Below are 21,536 nucleotides of genomic sequence, written 5' to 3'. Positions count from 1 at the left end.
AGGTCTTACTCGGCGACGGTGATGCCCATGGACCGGGCGGTGCCGGCGATGATCTTCTCGGCGGCCTCGACCGTGTTGGCGTTGAGGTCCGGCATCTTCGTCTCGGCGATGCTGCGCAGCTGCTCGCGGCTGAGCTTGCCGACCTTGTCCTTGTGCGGGACCGCGCTGCCCTTGTCGAGGCCCAGAGCCTTCTTGATCAGCTCGGGCGCCGGGGGCGTCTTCGTGATGAAGGTGAAGCTGCGGTCTTCGAAAATGGTGATCTCGACGGGGATGATGTTGCCCCGCTGAGCCTCCGTCGCAGCGTTGTACTGCTTGACGAAGTCCATGATGTTGACGCCGTGCGGACCGAGTGCGGTACCGACCGGCGGGGCGGGCGTGGCCTGGCCAGCGGGAAGCTGGACCTTGACCAGAGCCGCGATCTTCTTCTTCGGAGGCATGAGTCCTTCTCCGGGTCCTGATCGTGATGCTGTCCTGACGCGGATGCGCCCGGACATGTCGGAAGGCCGCCCTTCGCGAAAGGCGGCCGGCCGAACGTCTAAGTGTAAGTGATCGTCTTAGATCTTCGAGACCTGGTTGAACGACAGCTCGACCGGGGTCTCCCGTCCGAAGATCGAAACGAGCACCTTGAGCTTCTGCGACTCGGGGCTGATCTCGCTGACCGAGGCCGGCAGGGTGGCGAACGGGCCGTCCATGACGGTGACGGACTCGCCGATCTCGAACTCGACGGTGGGTCCGCTGCTGGTCTTGGCGGCGGCCTTCTTGCTCTCCTCGCTCGGCTCCGGGGCCAGCAGCTTGCCGACCTCGTCGATGCTGAGCGGGCTCGGCTTGTTGGACAGGCCCACGAAGCCGGTCACGCCGGGGGTGTTGCGGACGGCGGCCCAGGACTCGTCGGTCAGCTCCATGCGCACCAGGACATAGCCGGGCAGCACGCGCTCCTTGACGGGGACCTTCTTGCCGCTCTTGAACTCCTGGACGGTGTGCGTGGGCACCTCGACCTGGTAGATGAAGTCCTCCATGTTGAGCGAGACGTTCCGGCTCTCGATGTTGGACTTCACCCGGTTCTCGTAACCGGCGTAGGAGTGGATGACGTACCACTCTCCGGGGAGGCCGCGCAGTCCGCGCTTGAACTCCTCGACCGGATCGACTTCCGGCAGGACGTCACCGTCTTCGTCGACGGTGGGAGCGACGTCGGTGGACTCGTCGCCGTCGACCGGAGTCTCGTCGTCGGTCTCGACAACGGCCTCCTCGTCGTGGTCGGCGACGTCCTCGACGGTCTCCTCAGCGGCCTGGAAGGCCTCTTCCGGCTCGCGGGACTCGTCCGCCGGCACTGAAGACTCGGACACGGTGACTCTTCCTCTTTCGTCGTTGAGAATGGCGGCTCCGTCAGGATGCGCCGGCGGCGTCGGGATCAGGCCCCGCCGAAGACGCGCAGGACGACCCAGCCGAAGCCGGCATCCAGCCCATAAACGATCCCGACCATGATCACAACGAATACCAGAACGACCGTGGTGTAGGTGACGAGTTCATTGCGTGTCGGCCAGATGACCTTACGCAGCTCACTGACGATCTGCCGATAGAAGAGGGCGGGAGAAGTGCGCTTCTTCTTCTCACCACTAGGCTTGCCTGCGGTCTCGCCGCGCGTGTCGATCGCCACAGTCCTCACCTGATCTGTCGTATCCAACGCAGTTTTGCGGCGCGCTTACACGCCTAGTATTGCGCGGACCGCACTCGCAGGGCACGAGGGACTCGAACCCCCAACCGCCGGTTTTGGAGACCGGTGCGCTACCAATTGCGCCAGTGCCCTATGTCGTCAACCACACTACCCTGATTGACTCACTGCCTGGACCGAACCGCTCACCGACATGCGGCGGCACGACCATGGAAAAGTGTAGGGGTGATTGGCCGCCACGTCGAACCGATACCCGATCGCCCAGGTCACACGCACATGAAAGCATGGAGACATGTCCACCCGTCCCCGTGTCTCCACACGGATCTCCGCGATCTCCGAGTCCGCGACCCTCGCCGTGGACGCCAAGGCGAAGGCGATGAAGGCGGCCGGCCGGCCGGTCATCGGCTTCGGCGCCGGCGAGCCCGACTTCCCGACGCCCGGCTACATCGTCGAGGCGGCCGTCGAAGCGGCGCGCGACCCGCGTTTCCACAAGTACACCCCGGCGGGCGGCCTGCCCGAGCTCAAGAAGGCCATCGCCGCCAAGACACTGCGCGATTCCGGTTATGAGGTCGACGCCTCGCGCGTGCTGGTCACCAACGGCGGCAAGCAGGCCGTCTACGAGACGTTCGCCACGCTGCTCGACCCGGGCGACGAGGTGCTCGTGGTGGCCCCCTACTGGACCACCTACCCCGAGGCGATCAAGCTGGCGGGGGGCGTCCAGGTGGACGTCGTCACCGACGAGAGCACCGGCTACCTGGCGAGCGTCGAGCAGCTGGAGGCCGCGCGCACCGAGCGCACCAAGGTGCTGCTGTTCGTCTCGCCGTCCAACCCGACCGGCGCCGTCTACTCGCGTGAGCAGACCGAGGCGATCGGCCGCTGGGCGGCCGAGCACGAGCTCTGGGTCGTCACCGACGAGATCTACGAGCACCTGACGTACGGCGGCGCGGAGTTCACCAGCATCGCCACCGCCGTCCCCGAGCTCGGCGACCGGGTCGTCATCCTCAACGGCGTGGCCAAGACCTTCGCGATGACGGGCTGGCGGGTCGGCTGGCTGATCGGCCCGGCCGACGTGGTCAAGGCCGCCGCCAACCTGCAGTCCCACGCCACCTCCAACGTCGCGAACGTGTCGCAGATGGCCGCGCTGGCCGCCGTCTCGGGCGACCTGTCGGCGGTGGCCGAGATGCGGGAGGCGTTCGACCGGCGCCGCCAGACGATGGTGCGGATGCTCAACGACATCCCGGGCGTGTTCTGCCCGGAGCCGAAGGGCGCTTTCTACGCCTACCCGGCGGTCAAGGAGCTGATCGGCAAGGAGCTGCGCGGCCGGCGTCCGCAGTCCTCGGCCGAGCTGGCCGAGCTGATCCTGGAGGAGGCGGAGGTGGCGGTCGTTCCCGGGGAGGCGTTCGGCACGCCGGGTTACTTCCGTCTGTCCTACGCCCTGGGCGACAACAACCTGGTCGAAGGCGTCAGCCGCCTGGCCAAGCTGCTGGCCGAGGCGCACTAGTCCGGCACATCGAGGCGGGCAGCCTGCCCCTGGTCAGGCGGCTGCCCGCTCTTCGGCCGAGGCGCCGTACGTGAGATCAGGGGCGCACGCTGGATGAGGGGCCTGTCCGTTTGCATGAGGGGCCTGTCCGTTGGATGAGGGGCTTATCCGGCAGGCGAGGGGCGCCCGTCAGTCGGCTCCGTTAAGCGAGCGGGCGGTCGTTATTCGACGCTTGCGGCGACCTTGGCGATCTGCCCGGCTATGCCCGGGGTTGCGGCGATGTAGACGGCGGTGCCGGGGCGTTCGAGCCACATGAAGTGCCGTACCCCGCCGCGCGTCTGCCAGTGCAGGGCGGGTTTGCCCTGGTGCATGACGAGCCCGGCCCTGGTGACGAGGGAGGCGAACCGCTCGGGTGAGCGCACCCCGCACACCACCCCGACGTACAGCCGCTCGTCGCCCATGTCCCAGATCTGCCCTTTGACCTTGAGGCGTTCGGTGAGCGATCGCACCTGCCGGAACGTCGCCGACTTGGCCGCCCCGTCCGGCATCTCCCTGATCCGGACCGGCACGGTGCCGCAGGCGAAAGACGGGCCCGGCTGGGTGATGGGGGCGTTGCTCGGCCGTACGACGGGGGTCTTCGGCGTGGTGGAGTCGCACGCGGTCAGGCTGAGCACCAGGATCACTGCTGCCAGGCGCCGCATCACTAACACCACTTTCGGGTGGACGTCGGGATCAGGGCCCTCAGTCTCCTACAGCAGGCGAGGGCGAGGCGGCAAGAGCGTACAGGCAGAGGCCGGGCGCGTTGAGTGGCAAAATATGGCGATGGCACGGTCCCTGCACACGCTTCCCAAGGCTCACCTGCACCTGCACTTCACCGGGTCGATGCGGCACGCCACGCTGATCGAGCTCGCCAGGGAGCAGGGCCTGCATCTGCCCGACGCGCTGGAGGAGGACTGGCCGCCCAAGTTGCGGGCGACCGACGAGCGCGGCTGGTTCCGCTTCCAGCGCCTGTACGACATCGCCAGGTCGGTGCTGGGGCGGCCGGAGCATGTCTACCGGCTGCTGCGCGAGACGGCGCGGGACGAGGCGGCGGCGGGCTCGCGGTGGCTGGAGATTCAGGTGGATCCATCCGGTTACGCGCACCGGTTCGGCGGGCTGACGGCCACGCTGGAGCTGGTGCTGGACGCGGCGCGGCGGGCCGCGGAGGAGGCGGGGATCGGCATCGCGGTGGTCGTGGCGGCCAACAGGACCAGGCATCCGCTCGACGCGAACACGCTGGCCCGGCTGGCCGCCCAGTACATCGACCAGGGGGTGGTGGGGTTCGGGCTGTCCAACGACGAGCGGCGGGCCCAGGCCCGCGACTTCGAGCGGGCCTTCAGGATCGCCAAACGGGCCGGGCTGCTGGCCGTGCCGCACGGGGGCGAGCTGCTGGGGCCGCGCAGCGTGGCGCAGTGCGTGGACGACCTGGGCGCCGACCGGGTCGGGCACGGGGTGCGCGCGGCGGAGGACCAGCGGCTGATGCAGCGGCTGGCCGACCGGCAGATCTGCTGCGAGGTCTGCCCCACCTCCAACGTGGGGCTCGGGGTGGTGGAGCGGGCCGCCGACGTGCCGCTGCGCAGGCTGTTCGACGCGGGGGTGCCGATCGCGCTCGGGTCGGACGACCCGCTGCTGTTCGGGGCCCGGCTGTTGCGGCAGTACGAGCTGGCGCGGGAGGCGTACGGGTTCAGCGACGCGGAGGTGGCCGAGCTGGCCAGGCAGTCGATCAGGTCGTCGGCCGCGCCCGATTCGGTGCGCAAGGAGCTGATGCACGGCATCGACGCCTGGCTGGCCTCACCCGAGTGAGCGGGCCAGCTCGGCGGCCTGTGCCATCGAGGCGGCGCCCTCCAGCCGGTAGCCGATGGCGCCGCGCTGCCAGATGAGGGTGGGGCCGGCCTGGCGCAGCGGGATCTGGGTGTGGTCCGGCCTGGTGATGTAGCCGACCGGGTGCTCGCCCTGGAGCCACCAGCCGGTGCCGCCGTTCACCGCGACGTCCTGCGGGAAGGGCGGGCCGAGGCGTTTGAAGAAGTAGGGGTCCATGCCGCCGTCGAACTGGTCGAGCCGGACGCCGCCCGGCCAGAACATCGACACCACCCGGCCGCCGTCGCTCACCGTGGCGCGCCGCGGTGAGCCCAGCGCGGTCAGGGTCCGCACCGGGAAGCGCGCCTGGGCCGCCGCCTGTCCGGGAGGTACGGCGCGCTCGCCGGGCAGCCCGGTGGGAGTGGCCACCGGGGCCGGGGTGTCACTGGTCAGCGTCACCTCGATCCCGGCGAGGCGCAGGATGGTGAGCACGGCCTGCCAGCCCTGGGGGGTGGCGGCGGTCACCGCCAGGATCACGGCCACGACGACCGCGACCACCTTCCACCTGGCCCGCCGCCGCACCGGCCGCGCGCCTTCCGCGGACCGCCCGGACGGGACGTCCGAAGACGCGGCTTCCTTGGGGAGCGGGACGTCCGAGGACCCGGCTTCCAGAGGCGGCGCCGCTTCGAGGCGGGCGCGTACGGCCGCCGCCACCTGGTCGGGCGGGGGTGCCGGCACGTCGAGGGATTCGGCCAGGGCGCGCAGCTCGGCCTCAAGGTCATCGGAACTCATCGCGCACCTCCTCCCTCAGCCGGGCCAGGCCGCGGTGGGTCCTGGACTTGACGCTGCCGATCGGGCAGCCGAGCACCTCGGCGGTCTCCGCCTCCGACAGTTGTAAGAAGTACCGGCAGACGACCGCCTCGCGTTCCCGTTCCGGCAGGGTGCGGACCGCCTCCAGCAGCCGGGCGCGCCGGTCGGTGGCCACCGCCGTGCCCTCGGGGTCGTCGCGGGCGGCCGGGTCGGCCGTCGCGCTCAGCCGTACCGAGAGCTGGGATCTGCGGCCGCGCGCCCGGGTCAGGTTGTGCGTCTCGTTGGCCACGATGCGCAGCAGCCACGGCCGGAACGACGAGTCGCGGCGGAAGGACCGCAGGTTTCTGAAGGCCTTGACGAACGCCTCCTGGACCACGTCCTCGGCCTCGTCCCCCGCGCCCAGCATGGCGGCGGTGCGGTGGGCGAGCGCGCTGTAGCGGGCGACCAGCGCCTCGTAGGCGGACAGGTCGCCCTGGAGCGAGCGGCCGATGGCCTCGTCGTCGTCCATGGACGAGTCAGATTCCACCGCATTCCGGAGACGCGCGAAAGGGCGTTTCGTCCATGAGGTGACCTCTCGTTCCTGCCGGGCACTAGACTCGGGCCATTCTCACGAGGCCCTAAGGAACGGGACTATGTCTTCTGGGTATGACCGTGTAGTGCAACCGGCGGCCGGTGACGAGGCCCTGGAGAACCATCTCGGTGGGGACGAGGCCAAGAACTACCGGCAGTACGAGTTCGACATGGTCGCCCCACATGTCGGCCGTTCGATGCTGGAGATCGGCTCGGGCCTCGGCCACTTCGCCGACGAGTTCCTGCCGAGGCTGGACCGGCTGGTCGTGAGCGACTTCGACCCCTACTGCGTGGAGCAGCTCAAGAAGCGGTTCGAGGGTCGCGACGACATCGACGTGCTGCAGTTCGGCCTGCCGACCGAGATCCCGCTGAAGGACAAGGTCGACACGGTCGTGATGATGAACGTCCTGGAGCACATCGAGGACGACGCCGAGGCGCTGCGTTCGCTCGCCAAGGTGACGCTGCCCGGCGGCCGGATCATCATCTGGGTGCCCGGCTACATGCAGCTGTACGGCGACTTCGACCGCAAGGTCGGCCATGTCCAGCGCTACACGCCCAAGACGCTGCGCGCCACGGTCGACAAGGCCGGCCTTGAGGTCGAGGTGCTCAAGCCGATCAACTTCCTGGGCGGCATCGCCTGGTGGGCGGCGGTCCGCCGGGGCGGCGTCGGCTACCCTGACCCGCGCCTGGTCAAGATCTACGACCGCACGGTGGTGCCGGCCACGCGGCTGATCGAGCGGTTCATCCGGCCCCCGTTCGGCCAGACGGTCTTCTGCGTGGCCCGCGTTCCCGCTACTTGATGGATCCGGCCGTGAGGCCGCCGACCACCTTCCGCTCGATGAGGGCGAACAGGATGATCACCGGGATGGTGGCGATCACCGAGCCGGCGAACAGGTTCTGCCAGTCGACCTGATACTGGCCGATGAAGGAGTTGAGTGCCACCGTCAGTGGCTGCTTCACCGGCGTGGTGGTCAGCGTCAGGGCGACGACGAACTCGTTCCAGGCGGCGATGAACGTGAAGATCAGCGCGGTGATCACGCCGGGCATGGCGAGCGGCAGCGTGATCCTGAACAGCGCGCCGAAGCGGCCGTTGCCGTCGATGAAGGCGGCCTCCTCCAGCTCGCGCGGGATGGAGGCGAAGTAGGCGGTGAGGATCCACACCGCGAACGCCAGGTTGAACCCGCCGTTGACCAGGATCAGCGACCAGATCGAGTCGACGAGCCCGAGCTGCGAGAACTCCCGGTAGATGCCGACCAGCATGGCCGTGGGCTGGAACATCTGGGTGATCAGCACCAGGATCAGGAACATGGTGCGGCCCCGGAAGTTGTGCCGGGCGGCGTAGTAGGCCGCCGGCAGCGCGACCAGCAGCACCAGGACGGTCGAGCCGGCCGCCACCTGGAGGGTGACCATCAGGTTGCCGGCCAGCCCGCTGCTCCAGAAGTCGACCAGATTCGACCACTGCCACTGCGAGGGCAGGATGGTGACGTCGCGCAGGGTCTCCTGGGGACGCAGCGAGGTCAGCACCATCACCACGTACGGGAACAGGAAGATGAAGGCGACCACGTAGGCGGTGGCCGCGACGAGGGTCGTCTTGAGCTTGGGCATGACGCTGGGTCCGCCCGGCGTGGGCCGGGTGTGGACGCGCGGGGGCGCCTGCGGAGCCGTTCCGACTGCCATCACGCCACCGCCCTGTTCCAGCGGGAGATCTTGAGGAAGAGCGCGGTGATCACGAGCACCATTCCGAAGTTGACCACCGACATCGCGGCGGATTCGCCGATGTCGGAGCCCTTGAGGATGAACATGAGGATGGTGGAGGTCGCCGTCGAGTAGCCCGGCTGTCCGTGGGTCATCGCCCAGATGATCGGGAAGCTGTTGAAGACGTTCATCACGTTGATCAGGGCGGCGACGGTGAGCGCGGGCCGGAGCAGCGGCAGGGTGATCGACCAGTACGTACGGATCCAGCTGGCGCCGTCCATCTTGGCGGCCTCGTACACGTCTGTGGGGATTGTTGCCAGTCCGGCCAGCAGTGCGTACGTGGTGAACGGGACGGAGACGAACACGGCCACGAACACCAGCCACGGCATGGCGGTGGAGGCGTCGCCGAGTTGGTCGGCCGAGGCGCCGCCCATCGCGTCGATCAGCCCGAGCTTCAGCCTGATCTGGTTGATCACGCCGACCTCGGGGTCGAGCATCCACTTGAAGACGATCGCCGTCATCAGCACCGAGGCCGCCCACGGCGCGATCAGCGCCCACCGGGCGACCTTGCGGCCGGGGAAGCGCTGGTTGAACAGCTGGGCGAGGGCCAGCGAGATCAGCACGGTGAGCGCGACGACCGCGACCACCCAGATCACGCTGCGGACCATGACGTCCGCGAAGTCCTTCTCGGCGAACAACTTGTTGTAGTTGTCCAGCCCGTTGAAGCCGCGGACGATGCCGACCCGGCTGATCTGCAGGAACGACGACCGGATCATCTCGACGACCGGCCAGAGCACCACGACCGCGATCAGCACGACAGCGGGCCCGACCCAGGCGAGGGGCTCCAGGGCGCGCAACCTTCTCATGAAAAACCTTCCAAGAAGGTACGGCTAGCGCCCCGGCAGGGAGGCGCTAGCCGTACGGACCCCCGATGGTCAGCTGGCCTCGGCGGTCTTCTGGAGCTCGCCGAGGACCTTGGCCGGGTCGTCCTTGACGGCGCCGCCGATGATCTGCTTGATCTGCGGGTTCACCTCGGCCCACTTCGGGTCCTGGAAGGGGTAGAAGCTGGCGTTGGGCAGTCCGTCGAGGAACGGCTTGAGCTTCTCGTCACCGGACAGCTTGTCGATGCCGCCCTTGGTGACGGGCAGCAGCTTGTAGGTGTCGCTGATCTTCTGCGCGGCGGTGCCGGTGTAGAAGAAGTCGAAGAACTTCTTGATCTCGGCGGCGTGGCCGTTCTTGTTGAACGCCATGATCCAGTCCATGACGCCGAGGGTGGTGTCGAGCGGGCCCGCCTTGCCGGCGATGGGCGCGACGCCGTAGTCCTTCAGGCCGGCCGCGTCGAAGATCGGGATGGACATCGGTCCACCGTTGACCATGCCGACCTTGCCCGCGCCGAAGTCCTCCCAGACCGTCTTGCGGTCCTTGGTGCCCGGGTTCGGGGTGGTCAGACCGGCGTCGACGAGGCCCTTGAGGTAGCCGAAGGTCTCGACGTTCTGCGGGGAGTTGATCGCCCACTTGCCGGAGTCGTCCTTGTAGCCGCCGCCGTTGCCGAGCATCCACAGGAACGACTCGGCCTGGGCCTCCTCCTGGCCGAGCGGGAGGCCGAAGGGCTGGCTGACGCCGGCGGCCTTCAGCTTCTCGGCTGCGGCCTTGAGCTCGTCCCAGGTCTTCGGCGGGTCGGTGATCTTCGCCTTGGCGAAGAGCTCCTTGTTGTAGAACAGGGCGCGGGCGGAGGAGACGAACGGGATGCCGTAGGCGGTCCCGTCGACCTTGCCGAACTCGGCGAACTTCTCCAGCATGTCGGCGGAGGTCGCGGGGGACAGCACCTCGTCGACCTTGTACAGGAGCTGGTCGCCGACGAAACCGGAGTAGTCGCCGGTCTGCAGGATGTCGGGCACCTGTCCGTTCTGGACCATGGTGGCGACCTGCGTGTCGATGTCGTTCCAGTTGATGACCTGGACGTCGACCTTGATGTTGGGGTTGGCCGCCTGGAACTCGTCCACGACGCCCTTCCAGAACGTCTCGCCCGAGTTCGGCTTGCCGGGGCCGTCGCCGTAGTCGGCGGCGACCATCTTCAGCGTGACCTGACCGCCGTCGGCGGCCTGGTCGCCGCCCTCGGTGCTGGGCGCGCTGGAGCCGCAACTGGACAGGACCAGTGCGGTTGCCAGGCCGAGAGCGGCGCCGCCCACAAGTCTCGTTCTCACCGTAAGTACCGCCTTCTCGTCGGACGGGTCACACTGGTCCGTACCAGTCGCCAGACCCGGCCCAGGGGGATGGGGCCGCGCGAGACACATCTCCACGCGTTGGCGTCAGAGTAAGCCTCTGTTCAGCAGCCGGTCTATACCGGTTGGTCTCGGTTTAACAACACAACCGCAACGCCGGTCTAGACCACTCGTCGCCGTACGTTCTCCCCGCCCTGCGGCGATCCGATCCAGGGACCCTCGATCGACGGGTCGAGCACGCCCTCCTCCAGGAAGGTGTAACGGCCGTCGAGCACATAGCGGGCCAGCCGTACGTCCTGGCTGTCGCTGTTGTCCCAGAGCCGGTCGAACAGCGTGTCCACCCGCCGCCTGGCCTGCCGGCAGAAGGTGTCGGCCAGCTCGTACGGCCTGCGGCCCAGATCGTGGGCGTCCTCCTCGGCCTTCACGCAGACCGCCGTCATCGCGAACAGCTCGGCGCCGATGTCCACGATCCGGCCGAGGAACGACTGCTTGTGCTCCAGCCCGCCCTGCCAGCGCGACATCCCGTAGAAGGTGGCCCGCGCGAGCTTCCTGCTGGTCCGCTCCACGAACCGCAGGTGTGCCGCCAGCGGGCCGAAGGCCGCGTAGGCCGTGGGCAGGTTGCCGGCTCCCGTCACCAGGCCCGGCAGCCAGCGGGCGTAGAAGGCGCCGGCCCGCTTGAGCGCCTGGACGCGTTCCTGGCGAGAGGCGTCCGGGTCGATCAGCTCGCCGGCCGCCGACAGGTGCGCGTCCACCGCCTCCCGGGTGATGAGCAGGCGCATGATCTCCGAGGAGCCCTCGAAGATGCGGTTGATCCTGGAGTCGCGCAGCATCTGCTCCGCCGGGACCCCGCGCTCGCCGCGCGCGGCGAGCGACTCGGCCGTCTCGAAGCCGCGGCCGCCCCTGATCTGGACGAGCTCGTCGAGCACCTGGTAGGACAGCTCGGAGGCGTACAGCTTGGCCAGCGCGGCCTCGATCCTGATGTCGTTGCGCCGGTCGTCGGCCATCCGCGCGGTCAGCTCGCAGAGCGCCTCCAGGGCGTAGGCGGTGGCCGCGATGAAGGCGATCTTCGTGGCCACGGCCTCGTGCTCGCCGACCTTGCGCCCCCACTGGACGCGGGCGTTGCCCCACTCGCGGGCGATCTTCACGGCCCACTTGGCGCCGCCCGCGCAGGTGGCGGGCAGCGAGAGCCGGCCGGTGTTGAGCGTGGTGAGCGCGATCTTCAGGCCCTGGCCCTCGCGGCCGATCAGGTTCCTGGCCGGCACCCGCACCTGGGAGAACTCCGTCACGCCGTTCTCGATGCCGCGCAGCCCCATGAACGAGTTGCGCCGCCTGACCGTGATGCCGGGCGAGTCCCCCTCGACGACGAAGGCGCTGATCTTCCCGCCCGTCCTGGCCATGACCACCAGCAGGTCGGCGATCACGCCGTTGGTCGTCCACAACTTGACGCCGTCGATCACGTACTCGTCGCCGTCCCTGACCGCGGTGGTGCTCAGCCGCGCCGGGTCGGAGCCCACGTCGGGCTCGGTGAGCAGGAACGCCGAGATCTCGCCGCGCGCGCACCTCGGCAGGAACTCCCGCTTCTGCTCCTCGGTGCCGAACTGCTTGAGCGGCTGCGGCACCCCGATCGACTGGTGCGCCGACAGCAGCGTGGCCAGCGCCGGGCAGTAGGAGCCGACGAGCATCAGCGCGCGGCAGTAGTACAGGTACGGCAGGCCCAGCCCGCCGTACTCCTGCCCGATCGTGATCCCGAAGGCGCCGAGCCCCGCCAGGCCCTTGACCACCTCGTCGGGCACCTGCGCGGTCCGCTCGATCAGCGCCGGATCGACGTGCCCGTCGAGGAAGCGCCGCAGCGCGATGACGAACTCCTCGCCCCGCTCGGCGGCCTCCTCGGGCACCTCCGGAGCCGGATGCACCAGATCCAGCCGTAGATCGCCGAGGAACAGCTGCTTGCCGAAGCTGGGGCGGGTCCACTCTCGCTCACGGGCCTGCTCGCCGAGCTCCCTTGCCTTGGCGTACTCGCTCATAGCATCCTCCCGCCGACAGTACGCCTGATGAAGATTGCTGTGTACTGCCCGACCGGCGGCGCTTTGCGCCACCTGTACGCGAATTTAATCGGTTGTGCCGTACGACATCCGCGACCTAAGGTCGGTCACATGCGCCTTTACCAGTGAAGCGCCGCAGGCCGACTCGATCGGCCCGGCCACTCAGCGACACCGCCCAGTCCACGCAGACGCGGCAGCTGAGCTTGCGGACCCGGCCTTCGGCCGCGTCGTGAGTCACGTGAAGGAGCCTTCTCATGCGAGTACGTTCATCCGGCAAGAAGACCAAGCGCAACGTCCCTGGCCACCTCGGCCGGGAGTTGCCGCCCCTGCCCCGGCAGCTGCCGAAGATGCCGCAGCGGCCGATCGCGCCGCCCCAGCGGATTCCGCCCAAGGGCCGATAAGACCACTACCTGGATGGTGGAACCGCGGCGCCCGCCCGCCACGCCATGGGCGAGCCGCGACAGACCGGTGCCCCGGCCCCTCATCAGAGGAGCCGGGGCACCGGCGTTTTGACACCCTTTGGCGACCTTGTGGCAACCTGACGGCCATGAGTTCGCCGTCCATCACTGACAGGGGGCTGTGACGTGGCTTCTCCTCCCGACCCCAGCCAAGATCGCCACTACCTGGAGCAGGTCATCGAGCAGACCCGCACGGCCATGCGCGGGCTCCGCCAGGCCAAGCATCTGATCGGGCAGGTCGAAGGCACGGGCGAAGGCGCTCAGGGAATGATCCGGGCAGCGGCCGACGGGCGCGGCGGGCTCACCGGGATGCGGCTCGATCCACGCGCGCTGCGCCTCGACGTGGCGACGCTCGGCGCCGAGGTCACCCGGGCGATCCAGGCGGCGCAGGACGACGCCGCCCGGCGCACCGCCGAGATCGTGGACGAGGCCGTAGGCGGCGTGGGAGCACTGCCCGAGCCGCTGGACGAGACCTTCGTGCGCGGCCGGGTGGACGCCGCCGCCCGCGACCTCTACTCGGCGGAGCTGTGATGTCCGGGTTCGAGCTGGATCCCCGCGACATCCGCCCGCAGGACGTCGAGCGGGCCGAGGAACAGGCCGAGCGGGTCGAGGCGCTGCTCACCGAGCTCGCCGGGCAGGACGAGCTGCTGGCGGAGATCGTCGGCACGGGCCGCGGCGACGGCGGCCACGTGCACGCGGCCGTGGCCGCCGACGGCCGGGTGCTGAAGGTGGCCATCGAGCCGCGGGCGGTCCGCGAGGGCAGCGAGGCGCTCGCCGGCGAGATCGTCCTGACCGTACGGCGCGCCCAGCAGGACGCTCTTCGGCAGGTGGACTCCCTGGTCAGAGAGTCGCTGGCGGAGGCGCTGCCGGGAACGCCCCTCGACCCGGCCGAGCTTCGCGAGCGACTGGGCCGCCTTCTCGATTGACCATCCCTCTTACTCACATGACTCCCTTTGGTCACAACTGACCCGCTATCGTCAGGAAGATGACTACGGGGTTTGAGATGGGCAAGGAGACGCTTCGACAACAAGCCTCGCGGATGCGCGGGCACGGAGCGGAGTACGACGCCGCGATCGCACGCCTGCGGGACCGCAGCGGAAAGTGGGGCGACGACGGACTCTTCGCCGCCATCGAGATGGCCTGGGGCGAGGCCCGCGACAGCATGGTGACGGCCGTGCCCGCCCTGGGCGGCGCGGTCACCGGTGTCGGAGACGGCCTGACCGTGGTCCCCGCCAACGTCGAGGCGGCGGAGCACGCCAGCCGGCTGCCGGAGACCGACCCATGGCCATGATGCTGCCGCCGGAGCTGGACGCGACCCTGGAGGCGGCCGGACTCTGGTTCCCCAACGTCAACGAGGACGAGATCCGCCTCGACGCGGAGGCGGCCCGGATCGTGGAAGCCGGGACGGCACGGGCGAGCACCGGGGCGACCACCGGCGTCCAGGCCGCGCTGTCCGGCTACACCGGCGATTCGGCCACCCAGCTCGCGAGCTACTGGCGGGAGACCGGCACCGACTCCGGCCACCTGGCGCAGGCCGCCACCGCCATGCGGGTGGCGCCGGTGGCGCTGGACGGGCTGGCCACGGTGGTGACGGGCACCAAGGTCGCCGTGGGCACCATCGCGGCGATCGGCACCGTACGGCTGGCCATGGCCCTGCTGAGCGGCGGGCCCTTCGCCGGGCTGTCGGCGACCGCCTCGCTGCTCGCCACCCGGCGCGCGGGGGTGAAGGCCTTCCGGGAAGCCGCGGAGGGCAGCGGCAGGGTGCTGGCGCCCGCGGTCACCAAGCGCATCACCCGCCCTATGCATGACATCCTGGACAAGCTAAGACCACCCGGTGGCGGCGGTGGCACTGCCCTGGCGGGTGCGGGGGGTCCGGGGCGGATACCCGTGTCCGGTCTGCGTGACTCCTTCGACCGGTCCCCCGGGATCATGCAGAGTAGGGGCGGTCGTGGCGGCGGGCGCGGGCGTAACGAGAGCAAGGCCAACCTCAGCCCCGAGGAGCAGGCGGCGGTGGACGCCAAGGACGCGGGGCAGCCTTACGACCGCAGCGTGTTCAACAGGGCAGCGCAGAAGGAGAAGAAGGCGGAGAAGTTCGCCGGAGACAGGAACGCGCAGAAGCGAGGACGGAAGAAATAGATGGCTGACCGGCTCGAATTCACGACGCGGCACTTCTCGCTGAACAATCCGCGCGGCGAGGAGCAGGGAGATGTGCCCATGCTCCTGCGCAGGCTCGCCAGCACGCTGGAGGAGCTGGGGCGGATCGAGATCCGCGACCTGGTCCTGCACACCGACAGCGACGACGACGGCGATCCCTGGCCGTTCGTGACCGTCTACTACGACCAGGTCCAGCAGGAGGAGCCGCCCGCCGGCAACGGCTACGGCAGCCACCTGTGAGGTGAGCGATGCCCCGGCTCCGGCCGGGGCATCGCCGGGGTCAGAGCCGCTCGATGATGGTGACGTTCGCCTGGCCGCCGCCCTCGCACATCGTCTGCAGGCCGTACCTGCCGCCGGTGCGCTCCAGCTCGTGCAGCAGCTTGGTCATCAGGATCGCGCCCGTGCCGCCCAGCGGGTGGCCCAGGGCGATGGCGCCGCCGTTGGGGTTCACCCGGGCGGGGTCGGCGCCGAGCTCCTTCATCCAGGCCAGCGGCACCGGCGCGAACGCCTCGTTGATCTCCGTCACGTCGATGTCGTCGATCGACAGCCCGGCCTTCTTCAGCGCCTTCTGGGTCGCGGGGATCGGCGCGGTGAGCATGTAGACCGGGTCGTCGCCCAGGAGCGCGAGCTGGTGGATGCGGGCGCGCGGGGTGAGCCCGTGGTCCTTGACCGCCTGCTCGGAGGCGATCAGGAGGGCGCCGGAGCCGTCGGAGATCTGCGAGGAGGTGGCGGCGGTGATCTGGCCGCCCTCCTTGAGGGTCTTCAGCGAGGCCAGCTTCTCCAGCGTGGAGTCGGGGCGCGGCCCCTCGTCGTGCTCGACGCCGTTGATGGGCGCGATCTGGTCCTTGAAGTGGCCGTTCGCGATGGCCTTGGCCGCCCGCTGGTGCGACTCGAAGGCGAAGCGCTCCAGCTCGTCCCGCTTGAGCCCCCACTTCTCGCACATCAGCTCCGCACCGCGGAACTGCGAGATCTCCTGCATGCCGTAGCGCTCGACCCATTTCTCGCCGAACGGGAACGGCATGCCCTTCTCCAGCGCGGCGGTGATCGACGAGCCCATGGGCACGATGCTCATCGACTCCACCCCGGCCGCCACGACCAGGTCCTGCGTGCCGGACAGCACGCCCTGCGCGGCGAAGTGGATCGACTGCTGGGAGGAGCCGCACTGGCGGTCGATGGTGACCCCGGCGGTGGTCTCCGGCAGCCCGGCCGACAGCCAGGCATTGCGCGCGATGTCCATGCTCTGGGGGCCGAACTGCATGACGCATCCCATGATGACGTCCTCGACCGCCGCAGGGTCGACGCCGGTACGGTCGATCAGCGCCTTCAGCGAGTGCGCGGCCAGGTCCGTGGGGTGGACGGTGGACAGGCCGCCCTTCTTCCTGCCGACGGGGCTACGGACCGCCCCGACGATATACGCCTCTGCCACAGTGCCTCCTGTAAACCGAGCAATATTCGGTCCTTACCCAGCAGGGTATAACAGAACGTTGCTCTGCTCACGCCGGCGGCAGCAGATCCTCCGCGCTGTCGACCCGGAACCGCCACCGGTCCACCGCCAGGCCGTTCAGCGACTCCGCCAGCGACAGCGCGAGCGCGCCCAGCTTCGCCTGGTCATCGCCGCGCAGCTCGATCGCGGTCAGCTCGCTCGCGAACGGCAGCAGCTCCTTCGCGGCGGGCGGCTGCCCCTTCTCCGGCACCACCAGCACCCGGATGCCACCGGCGTTGAAGACGAACTCCTCCTCCTGCTCGACCTCACCCTCCAGCAGCTCCAGCAGCTCCTCGGCGGCCGGCCGGGCCGGCAGGACCACCGCGGGCCCTCCCCCCTGCCCGTCGTCGGACGGATCGGTCACCTCGCCCCGGCACACCGCCAGCCCGCCCAGCCGGAACGCCAGCCCTTCGGCCAGATAGCGGTCGAAGTAGTCGAACGGCAGCGGGCCCTCCGCCGCCACCCGGCACGCCCACAGCTTCTCCAGCTCGCCGCCGACCAGCTCCGGCTCCGCCTCGACCGGGGCGTACACCCTGACGTCCGCCGCCACGATGTCGCCACCGTCCTCGCGGGCGTCCGGATCGGCCAGCCGTACCACCCGCAGCAGCTCCGCGCGGTCCGGCTTGGCGGGCAGTGCCGCCGTCGGGCCAGTACGCAGTCTCCGCTTCGCCAACCAGCCCATGACGCCTCCGCGATCAGCTTCGATACGAGCTCGTCATCGTCGCGTAGACGATGACGTTGTCCGTGTAGTGCCCGGTTCTGCGGTTGTAGACGCCACCGCAGGTGATCAGGTGGAGCTGGGCGTTGGTCCGGGGACCGTAGACGCGCTCGGTCGGGAACGTCGTCTTGTCCGCCTGCTCGATGCCGCCCACGGTGAACACCGCCGTGATGCCGTCCTGCCGCTTGACCTCGATGGTGTCGCCGTTGCGCATCTCCGGCAAGCGGCTGAAGACGGCGCTGCGCGTCCGGGTGTCCTTATGGCCCAACAGCACGGCGGGGCCGGCCTCGCCCGGCGTGGACATGTTCCGGTACCAGCCCACCAGGTTGTGGTTGTTCGCCGGCGGCACCTGGATCGTCCCGTTCCTGGCCAGCCCGACCGACTTGATCGGCGCGTTGATGCCGAGCCGCTTCACCGAGATCCGCACCGGCGTCGACGGCAGCATCGCGGGCGCCGGCACGATCTCCGGCAGCGGCGGCGGCACGTCCGGCGCCGCCTGGAACATCGCCGGCTCCGGCGGCCCCGTGGCCTGCTTCGGCTGCGCCGACAGCGGCAGCGCCTCCCGGTCGCTGGCCAGGCCGTACTCCTCGGGCGAGCCCAGCACGATCAGCATCCCGGCCACCACGGTCACCACTCCGGCGATCGCGGCCAGCAGCAGGGCCATCCGCAGCACCCTGCCGCCCTGATCCTGTGGCGGCGGCTGGACGGGCGGGCCGCCGTACGGGTAGTGGTTGACCACCGCGATCAGCCCTTGGAGATGCTACGGCGACGCAGCAGCAGCCCCCCGGCACCGGCGCCCATGATCAGCACCGACCCGGCCAGCAGGAACATCCGCCCATCAGGCCCGGCGTCCCCACCGGCCCCGGTGTCGGCACCCTTCCTGGGCGTCTCGGACGACCGCTCCGTCGTCTTCTCCGACGTGGGCGTCTCGGTGACGAACTCGGTCTTGGTCTTGGTGGGGGTGGGCGTGCCGGTGGGAGTGCCCGTGGGCGTGTTGCTGGAGGTGGGGGTCGACGTGGCCGTTCCTACGACCAGCGGGTACGTCTTGAGCTCGGTGTCGTTCTGGACCGCGCACTCGATCATCGGCTGGTTGCCGGTCGCCGTGTTCGCTCCGAAGTTGAGCTTGCCCGGCTTGACGGTCGCCGTGCCCGTCGAGGTCGCCGTTGATTTGAGACTCACGGCCGTGGTCGGCAACGGGATGGTCTGACCTGCGGTGATGGTGCCGAGGGTGCCTTCGCCCGTCGCGGAGGTCAGGCCGGTGATACCGGTCATCGTGGTGTAGGCGAAGATCTTCGGGGTCAGGGTCCCGGTGGTAGGTGCCTGCAACTCCTGACCGGTGACATACGTGCCCTTCCAGCCGATCTCGAACTGCTGGTTGGCCCTGGCACTGGTCGGCATGGTCAGCTCGACCTTGATCTGCACGTTCTGCGTCTCGCCGGTAGCGCCGGGCCCCGTGCACTCGTAGTCAACGATGTCGGTCCCGCTGCCGGTGCCGGTGCCGATCGTGACATCCAGCACGTCGGTGGAGACTGTCGTGCAGGTGGTCGCCGCCGCCGAGGCGGTCGTGCCGACCGCCAGCTTGATCTGTCCCGGCTTGATGCTGACCTTGCCCGTCGCTCCGGTCGTCACCGTCACTCTGTACGTCGCATCGCCGGCGGGTACAGCCGTGCTGCCCACTGCGATGGCCGCGCCCGTCTTCGCTGTCGCCGAGTCGGCGATGGTGCCGTTCGTCGGCGTCAGCGCGGCTGTGACTCCCACCGTCGACGCCGTCGTGGCGGCAGCGGTGAGGGTCAGCGCCGGAATGCCGACTTTGAGATCGAAGGTGGTGCCCGCGGCGGCCGAATCGGGAGCACTGAGCTTGACACTGATCGAGGTGTTACTGAACGGCCCGCCCGTGCAGGTGTAGGCGAACGGCTTGTCCACCGCCACAGAACTGCTCTCGGCGGCGGCCGGGGCCGGGCCGACGAATAACGAGCCGGCGAAGAGGACGAGGGTGCCCATCAGCCCTAAGGCGGAGGTCTTCTGGGCGAGGCGGTGCCTCACCTTGGACGTCAGCACTGTCCTTCTCCGTTTCAGCAACGTTCGCAGCAGGGCGTACTCACGCTTCCAGCCATGAGTCACGGTTAGGTTGAGATCTTACGAACTAATCCTGTCAAACTCCTGTAAAAGTCCAAAACCACCCTGTCAGCCCTTCTTCTTCGACAGGGTCGCGTACACGATGATGTTGTCCGTGTAGCTGTGCGCCGACTTGTTGTAGATGCCGCCGCAGGTGATGAGCCTGAGCTGGGAGTTGGCCGTGTTGCCGTAGACCCGGGCCGTCGGGAACGTCTTCTTGCCCACCTGCTCGATGCCGCTCACCGTGAAGCGGGTGACCTTGCCGTCCGAGCGGTACACGTAGATCTTGTCGCCCTTGGCCAGCTCGCTGAGGCGCTTGAAGACGGCCGCGCCCTTCCTGGTGTTGACGTGGCCGTTGATCACCGAGGGGCCGAGCTCGCCGGGGAGCGGGCTGTGCCGGTACCACCCGGTGAGGTTGGGCTTGGTCAGCGGCGGCGTGCCCAGAACGCCGGTCTTGGACACCGTCACGGCGCCGACCGGGGCGTTCACCTTGATCTTGGGGATCCGGATGCGCAACGGCTTGGCCTTGACCTTGGCCGCCTGGGTCTTGACCGGCGGGATCGGCGCCACGACGGGGGCGGCGGCCAGCGGCGGGGGCGCGTCGAGGCGGGCCGGGGTGAGCGGCACGTTCTTGCCGCCGGGCCCGACGCTCGGCGGCAGCTCGAACGCGCCCGCGTTCTGGAACTCCAGGGTGCTGGGCTGCTCCTGCGCCACCACGGGGGCCCGCACCGAGCCGTCGTCCACCGCCGGGGCGAGCGAGAGCAGCCCCACCATGATGGCGCCTACCCCACCCAGCGAGCCGGCGATCAGCAACGCCGGCGTGGCCCTGGTCAGCAGCGGCTTCTGTTCGGTCATCGGTTCGTCCCTCCGACGTGTTCCGCGCGCCGCCGCCGTAGCAGCAACCCTCCGGTGACGCTTCCTGCGAGCATCAGGGATCCGCCCGCGATCAGCCCGTACGAGCCCGCCCCCGGCTCGGGCGCCTCACCGGTGTCCACCCCGCCCTTGGGCGTCTTGACGACCTGCGCCTTGGAGTTCGTGGCGGTGGGGGTCGCCGTGGGAGTGGCGGAGGTGGTGCTGCCCGGCACCACCACGGTCACGTGATTCCCCGTGGGGAAGGTGTTGTGCTGCGGGGACGTGTTGCTCGGGTTCGGGTTCGGGTTGTTCGGGTCGTCCGTGGGATCGTCCGTGGGGTCGTCCGTAGGGTCATCGGTCGGGTCGTCCGTGGGATCGTCCGTCGGCCCGGTCCCCCCGCCCACGGTGATCTCGACCGTGCCCGGGTTGTTGGTGATCGTGCAGTTGGATCGGTGCTCGGTCGGCGGGTCGATCAGCTCGCGCGTGTGCAGCTTGAACGCGTCGAGGTAGATGGGCTTGCCGTCGTCGATGCTTCTGACCCGGGCGGTGTGCGCCCCGTACGGGAGGTCCGTGCGCTCCCAGAGGGAGACGTTGCCCTTGATCGTGGCGGTGGGGTTGCCGCTGGAGTCCTTGGTCGGGTCCACGACCGCCGAGTCGTCGTCGTCGATGATCACCCTGACCCGGCCCGCGCCCGGCATCTCCCGGCCGATGTACTCGAACCCGGTGCCCCGGAACTTGATGATCGCCTCATCCGTGCGCGTGTTGGTCACGTGCACGTCCCGCAGCCAGTCGCCGTACTCGACGTTGGTATGGCCATCGAGAGCCCAGTTGTTGCGGTAGATCATCCGGGGGTCGTCGTTGTTGACCACGACCTCGCCGGCCGGCGGGACGAAGTCCACGCTCATCGCCAGCGGGGTGAGCTTGATGACACCGCTCTGGGTCATGTGCGCCTCGGACGACAGGCCCTCCGGGGGCGTCAGGGGCAGGTTGGGCTTGAGCGCGCCCTGCTCCTCGCTACCGTGCGCCTCAAGGGTGCCGTTCCACGCGCCGTCGAGCTTGACGTTGCCGATCAGGGAGACCCGGGCGCCCTCGGCGAAGTAGTCCGGGGACTTGAACCGGGGCGTGCCCACGTGCTCGATCGACCAGCCCAGCTTGAGCATGCCGCCCTGCTGCACCGTGGTCGGGATCTGCACCCGGGCCTTGAGATTGATCGTGGCGTTCCCGGCGATCCCGCCGGTGCAGCTGTAGTCCACGACCAGGTTGAAGGTGTCGGCCTCGGCGGGCATCGCGACGAACGAGGCCGAGGCCGCCAAGCCGAACGTTGCGGCGATCCACGCCTTGCGCCACCGACTCACGGCAACTCCGATCCAACAGTAAACCGAAGGTAGATCTTAGAGTCGGTGGGCGTACGACGAGTACATCTACCATCACT

Annotated in this window: 25 protein-coding genes and 1 tRNA gene; 9 read left to right on the top strand and 17 right to left on the bottom strand. The window is 69.1% G+C overall.

Translation table 11 applies throughout. The features are described from left to right. Positions 1-5 precede the first annotated feature (5 nt). From rplK to OHA68_RS18805, 4 genes are all read right to left on the bottom strand, one after another. Positions 6-437, bottom strand: coding sequence for a 50S ribosomal protein L11 (gene rplK / locus OHA68_RS18820; RefSeq protein ID WP_189141257.1), 432 nt, complete (start codon positions 435-437; stop codon positions 6-8). 117 nt (positions 438-554) lie between these two features. After that, positions 555-1,343 carry a transcription termination/antitermination protein NusG gene (gene nusG, locus OHA68_RS18815; RefSeq protein WP_189141258.1) on the bottom strand — a complete coding sequence of 263 codons (789 nt, stop codon included), beginning with the start codon at positions 1,341-1,343 and terminating at the stop codon, positions 555-557. 65 nt (positions 1,344-1,408) lie between these two features. Beyond that, the gene (gene secE, locus OHA68_RS18810; protein ID WP_189141259.1) at positions 1,409-1,654 is read right to left on the bottom strand and encodes a preprotein translocase subunit SecE; all 246 of its coding nucleotides are present in this window, start codon (positions 1,652-1,654) and stop codon (positions 1,409-1,411) included. Between the two features lie 77 nt (positions 1,655-1,731). Then, a tRNA-Trp gene (locus OHA68_RS18805) sits at positions 1,732-1,804 on the bottom strand. Positions 1,805-1,961: 157 nt separating this feature from the next. Here OHA68_RS18805 and OHA68_RS18800 point away from each other — a divergent pair. After that, positions 1,962-3,170, top strand: coding sequence for a pyridoxal phosphate-dependent aminotransferase (locus tag OHA68_RS18800; RefSeq protein WP_327108815.1), 1,209 nt, complete (start codon positions 1,962-1,964; stop codon positions 3,168-3,170). 200 nt (positions 3,171-3,370) lie between these two features. Here the strand turns inward: OHA68_RS18800 and OHA68_RS18795 are convergent, their stop codons facing one another. Beyond that, entirely contained in the window at positions 3,371-3,850 is a 480-nt protein-coding gene (locus tag OHA68_RS18795) for a hypothetical protein (RefSeq protein WP_189141261.1), read from the bottom strand. Positions 3,851-3,971: 121 nt separating this feature from the next. Here OHA68_RS18795 and OHA68_RS18790 point away from each other — a divergent pair, with 121 nt between their 5' ends. Further along, positions 3,972-4,991, top strand: a complete 1,020-nt coding sequence (locus OHA68_RS18790; RefSeq protein WP_189141262.1) for an adenosine deaminase — start codon at positions 3,972-3,974, stop codon at positions 4,989-4,991. Here the strand turns inward: OHA68_RS18790 and OHA68_RS18785 are convergent. Next, positions 4,980-5,777, bottom strand: coding sequence for a hypothetical protein (locus OHA68_RS18785; RefSeq protein ID WP_327108814.1), 798 nt, complete (start codon positions 5,775-5,777; stop codon positions 4,980-4,982). The two genes, OHA68_RS18790 and OHA68_RS18785, sit on opposite strands and share 12 nt — an antisense overlap. Continuing rightward, positions 5,764-6,303, bottom strand: coding sequence for an RNA polymerase sigma factor (locus OHA68_RS18780; protein WP_327108813.1), 540 nt, complete (start codon positions 6,301-6,303; stop codon positions 5,764-5,766). Before OHA68_RS18780 ends, OHA68_RS18785 begins: the two co-directional genes overlap by 14 nt. Before the next feature lie 124 nt (positions 6,304-6,427). Here OHA68_RS18780 and OHA68_RS18775 point away from each other — a divergent pair, with 124 nt between their 5' ends. Continuing rightward, positions 6,428-7,165 carry a class I SAM-dependent methyltransferase gene (locus OHA68_RS18775; protein WP_189141265.1) on the top strand — a complete coding sequence of 246 codons (738 nt, stop codon included), beginning with the start codon at positions 6,428-6,430 and terminating at the stop codon, positions 7,163-7,165. On the opposite strand, the gene OHA68_RS18770 is transcribed toward OHA68_RS18775, so the two are convergent. The 4 genes from OHA68_RS18770 to OHA68_RS18755 form a co-directional block, all read right to left on the bottom strand. Next, positions 7,158-8,042 (bottom strand): carbohydrate ABC transporter permease, encoded by an 885-nt coding sequence (locus OHA68_RS18770; protein ID WP_327108812.1) that lies wholly within the window; start codon positions 8,040-8,042, stop codon positions 7,158-7,160. The two genes, OHA68_RS18775 and OHA68_RS18770, sit on opposite strands and share 8 nt — an antisense overlap. Continuing rightward, entirely contained in the window at positions 8,042-8,926 is an 885-nt protein-coding gene (locus tag OHA68_RS18765) for a carbohydrate ABC transporter permease (RefSeq protein WP_327108811.1), read from the bottom strand. Before OHA68_RS18765 ends, OHA68_RS18770 begins: the two co-directional genes overlap by 1 nt. Before the next feature lie 69 nt (positions 8,927-8,995). Next, complete coding sequence (locus OHA68_RS18760; protein WP_327108810.1) at positions 8,996-10,264, bottom strand: extracellular solute-binding protein; 1,269 nt, start codon at positions 10,262-10,264, stop codon at positions 8,996-8,998. 179 nt (positions 10,265-10,443) lie between these two features. Then, positions 10,444-12,306, bottom strand: coding sequence for an acyl-CoA dehydrogenase family protein (locus OHA68_RS18755; protein WP_327108809.1), 1,863 nt, complete (start codon positions 12,304-12,306; stop codon positions 10,444-10,446). A gap of 272 nt (positions 12,307-12,578) precedes the next feature. Here OHA68_RS18755 and OHA68_RS18750 point away from each other — a divergent pair, with 272 nt between their 5' ends. The 6 genes from OHA68_RS18750 to OHA68_RS18725 all read left to right on the top strand — a co-directional run bounded on the left by OHA68_RS18750 (position 12,579) and on the right by OHA68_RS18725 (position 15,176). After that, positions 12,579-12,725: a hypothetical protein gene (locus tag OHA68_RS18750; RefSeq protein ID WP_327108808.1), complete on the top strand. Its 147-nt coding sequence runs from the start codon at positions 12,579-12,581 to the stop codon at positions 12,723-12,725. A gap of 183 nt (positions 12,726-12,908) precedes the next feature. Beyond that, a complete protein-coding gene (locus OHA68_RS18745; protein WP_327108807.1) occupies positions 12,909-13,313 on the top strand; it encodes a YbaB/EbfC family nucleoid-associated protein in 405 nt (134 codons plus the stop codon). Further along, complete coding sequence (locus tag OHA68_RS18740; protein ID WP_327108806.1) at positions 13,313-13,708, top strand: YbaB/EbfC family nucleoid-associated protein; 396 nt, start codon at positions 13,313-13,315, stop codon at positions 13,706-13,708. The genes OHA68_RS18745 and OHA68_RS18740 overlap by 1 nt, the downstream gene beginning before the upstream one ends. Before the next feature lie 59 nt (positions 13,709-13,767). Beyond that, the gene (locus OHA68_RS18735) at positions 13,768-14,073 is read left to right on the top strand and encodes a hypothetical protein (RefSeq protein ID WP_327108805.1); all 306 of its coding nucleotides are present in this window, start codon (positions 13,768-13,770) and stop codon (positions 14,071-14,073) included. Continuing rightward, complete coding sequence (locus tag OHA68_RS18730; protein ID WP_327108804.1) at positions 14,064-14,918, top strand: hypothetical protein; 855 nt, start codon at positions 14,064-14,066, stop codon at positions 14,916-14,918. Before OHA68_RS18735 ends, OHA68_RS18730 begins: the two co-directional genes overlap by 10 nt. Then, the gene (locus OHA68_RS18725) at positions 14,919-15,176 is read left to right on the top strand and encodes a hypothetical protein (RefSeq protein ID WP_327108803.1); all 258 of its coding nucleotides are present in this window, start codon (positions 14,919-14,921) and stop codon (positions 15,174-15,176) included. 40 nt (positions 15,177-15,216) lie between these two features. Here OHA68_RS18725 and OHA68_RS18720 read toward each other — a convergent pair whose 3' ends face one another. From OHA68_RS18720 to OHA68_RS18695, 6 genes are all read right to left on the bottom strand, one after another. Then, positions 15,217-16,362: an acetyl-CoA C-acetyltransferase gene (locus OHA68_RS18720; protein WP_327108802.1), complete on the bottom strand. Its 1,146-nt coding sequence runs from the start codon at positions 16,360-16,362 to the stop codon at positions 15,217-15,219. 67 nt (positions 16,363-16,429) lie between these two features. Continuing rightward, positions 16,430-17,101 (bottom strand): hypothetical protein, encoded by a 672-nt coding sequence (locus OHA68_RS18715; protein ID WP_327108801.1) that lies wholly within the window; start codon positions 17,099-17,101, stop codon positions 16,430-16,432. A 13-nt stretch (positions 17,102-17,114) separates the two neighbouring features. Next, positions 17,115-17,876, bottom strand: a complete 762-nt coding sequence (locus OHA68_RS18710) for a class F sortase (RefSeq protein WP_327108800.1) — start codon at positions 17,874-17,876, stop codon at positions 17,115-17,117. Positions 17,877-17,881: 5 nt separating this feature from the next. Further along, complete coding sequence (locus OHA68_RS18705; RefSeq protein ID WP_327108799.1) at positions 17,882-19,195, bottom strand: hypothetical protein; 1,314 nt, start codon at positions 19,193-19,195, stop codon at positions 17,882-17,884. 126 nt (positions 19,196-19,321) lie between these two features. Then, entirely contained in the window at positions 19,322-20,107 is a 786-nt protein-coding gene (locus OHA68_RS18700; protein WP_327108798.1) for a class F sortase, read from the bottom strand. Further along, a complete protein-coding gene (locus tag OHA68_RS18695) occupies positions 20,104-21,459 on the bottom strand; it encodes a hypothetical protein (RefSeq protein WP_327108797.1) in 1,356 nt (451 codons plus the stop codon). The genes OHA68_RS18700 and OHA68_RS18695 overlap by 4 nt, the downstream gene beginning before the upstream one ends. Between the last annotated feature and the right edge of the window lie 77 nt (positions 21,460-21,536).

The organism is Nonomuraea glycinis (assembly GCF_035920485.1).
GTDB classification, from domain to species: Bacteria; Actinomycetota; Actinomycetes; order Streptosporangiales; family Streptosporangiaceae; genus Nonomuraea; species Nonomuraea glycinis.
The sequence above is the reverse complement of the archived record's forward strand: the minus strand, read 5'-3'. Positions and strand labels throughout refer to the sequence as shown.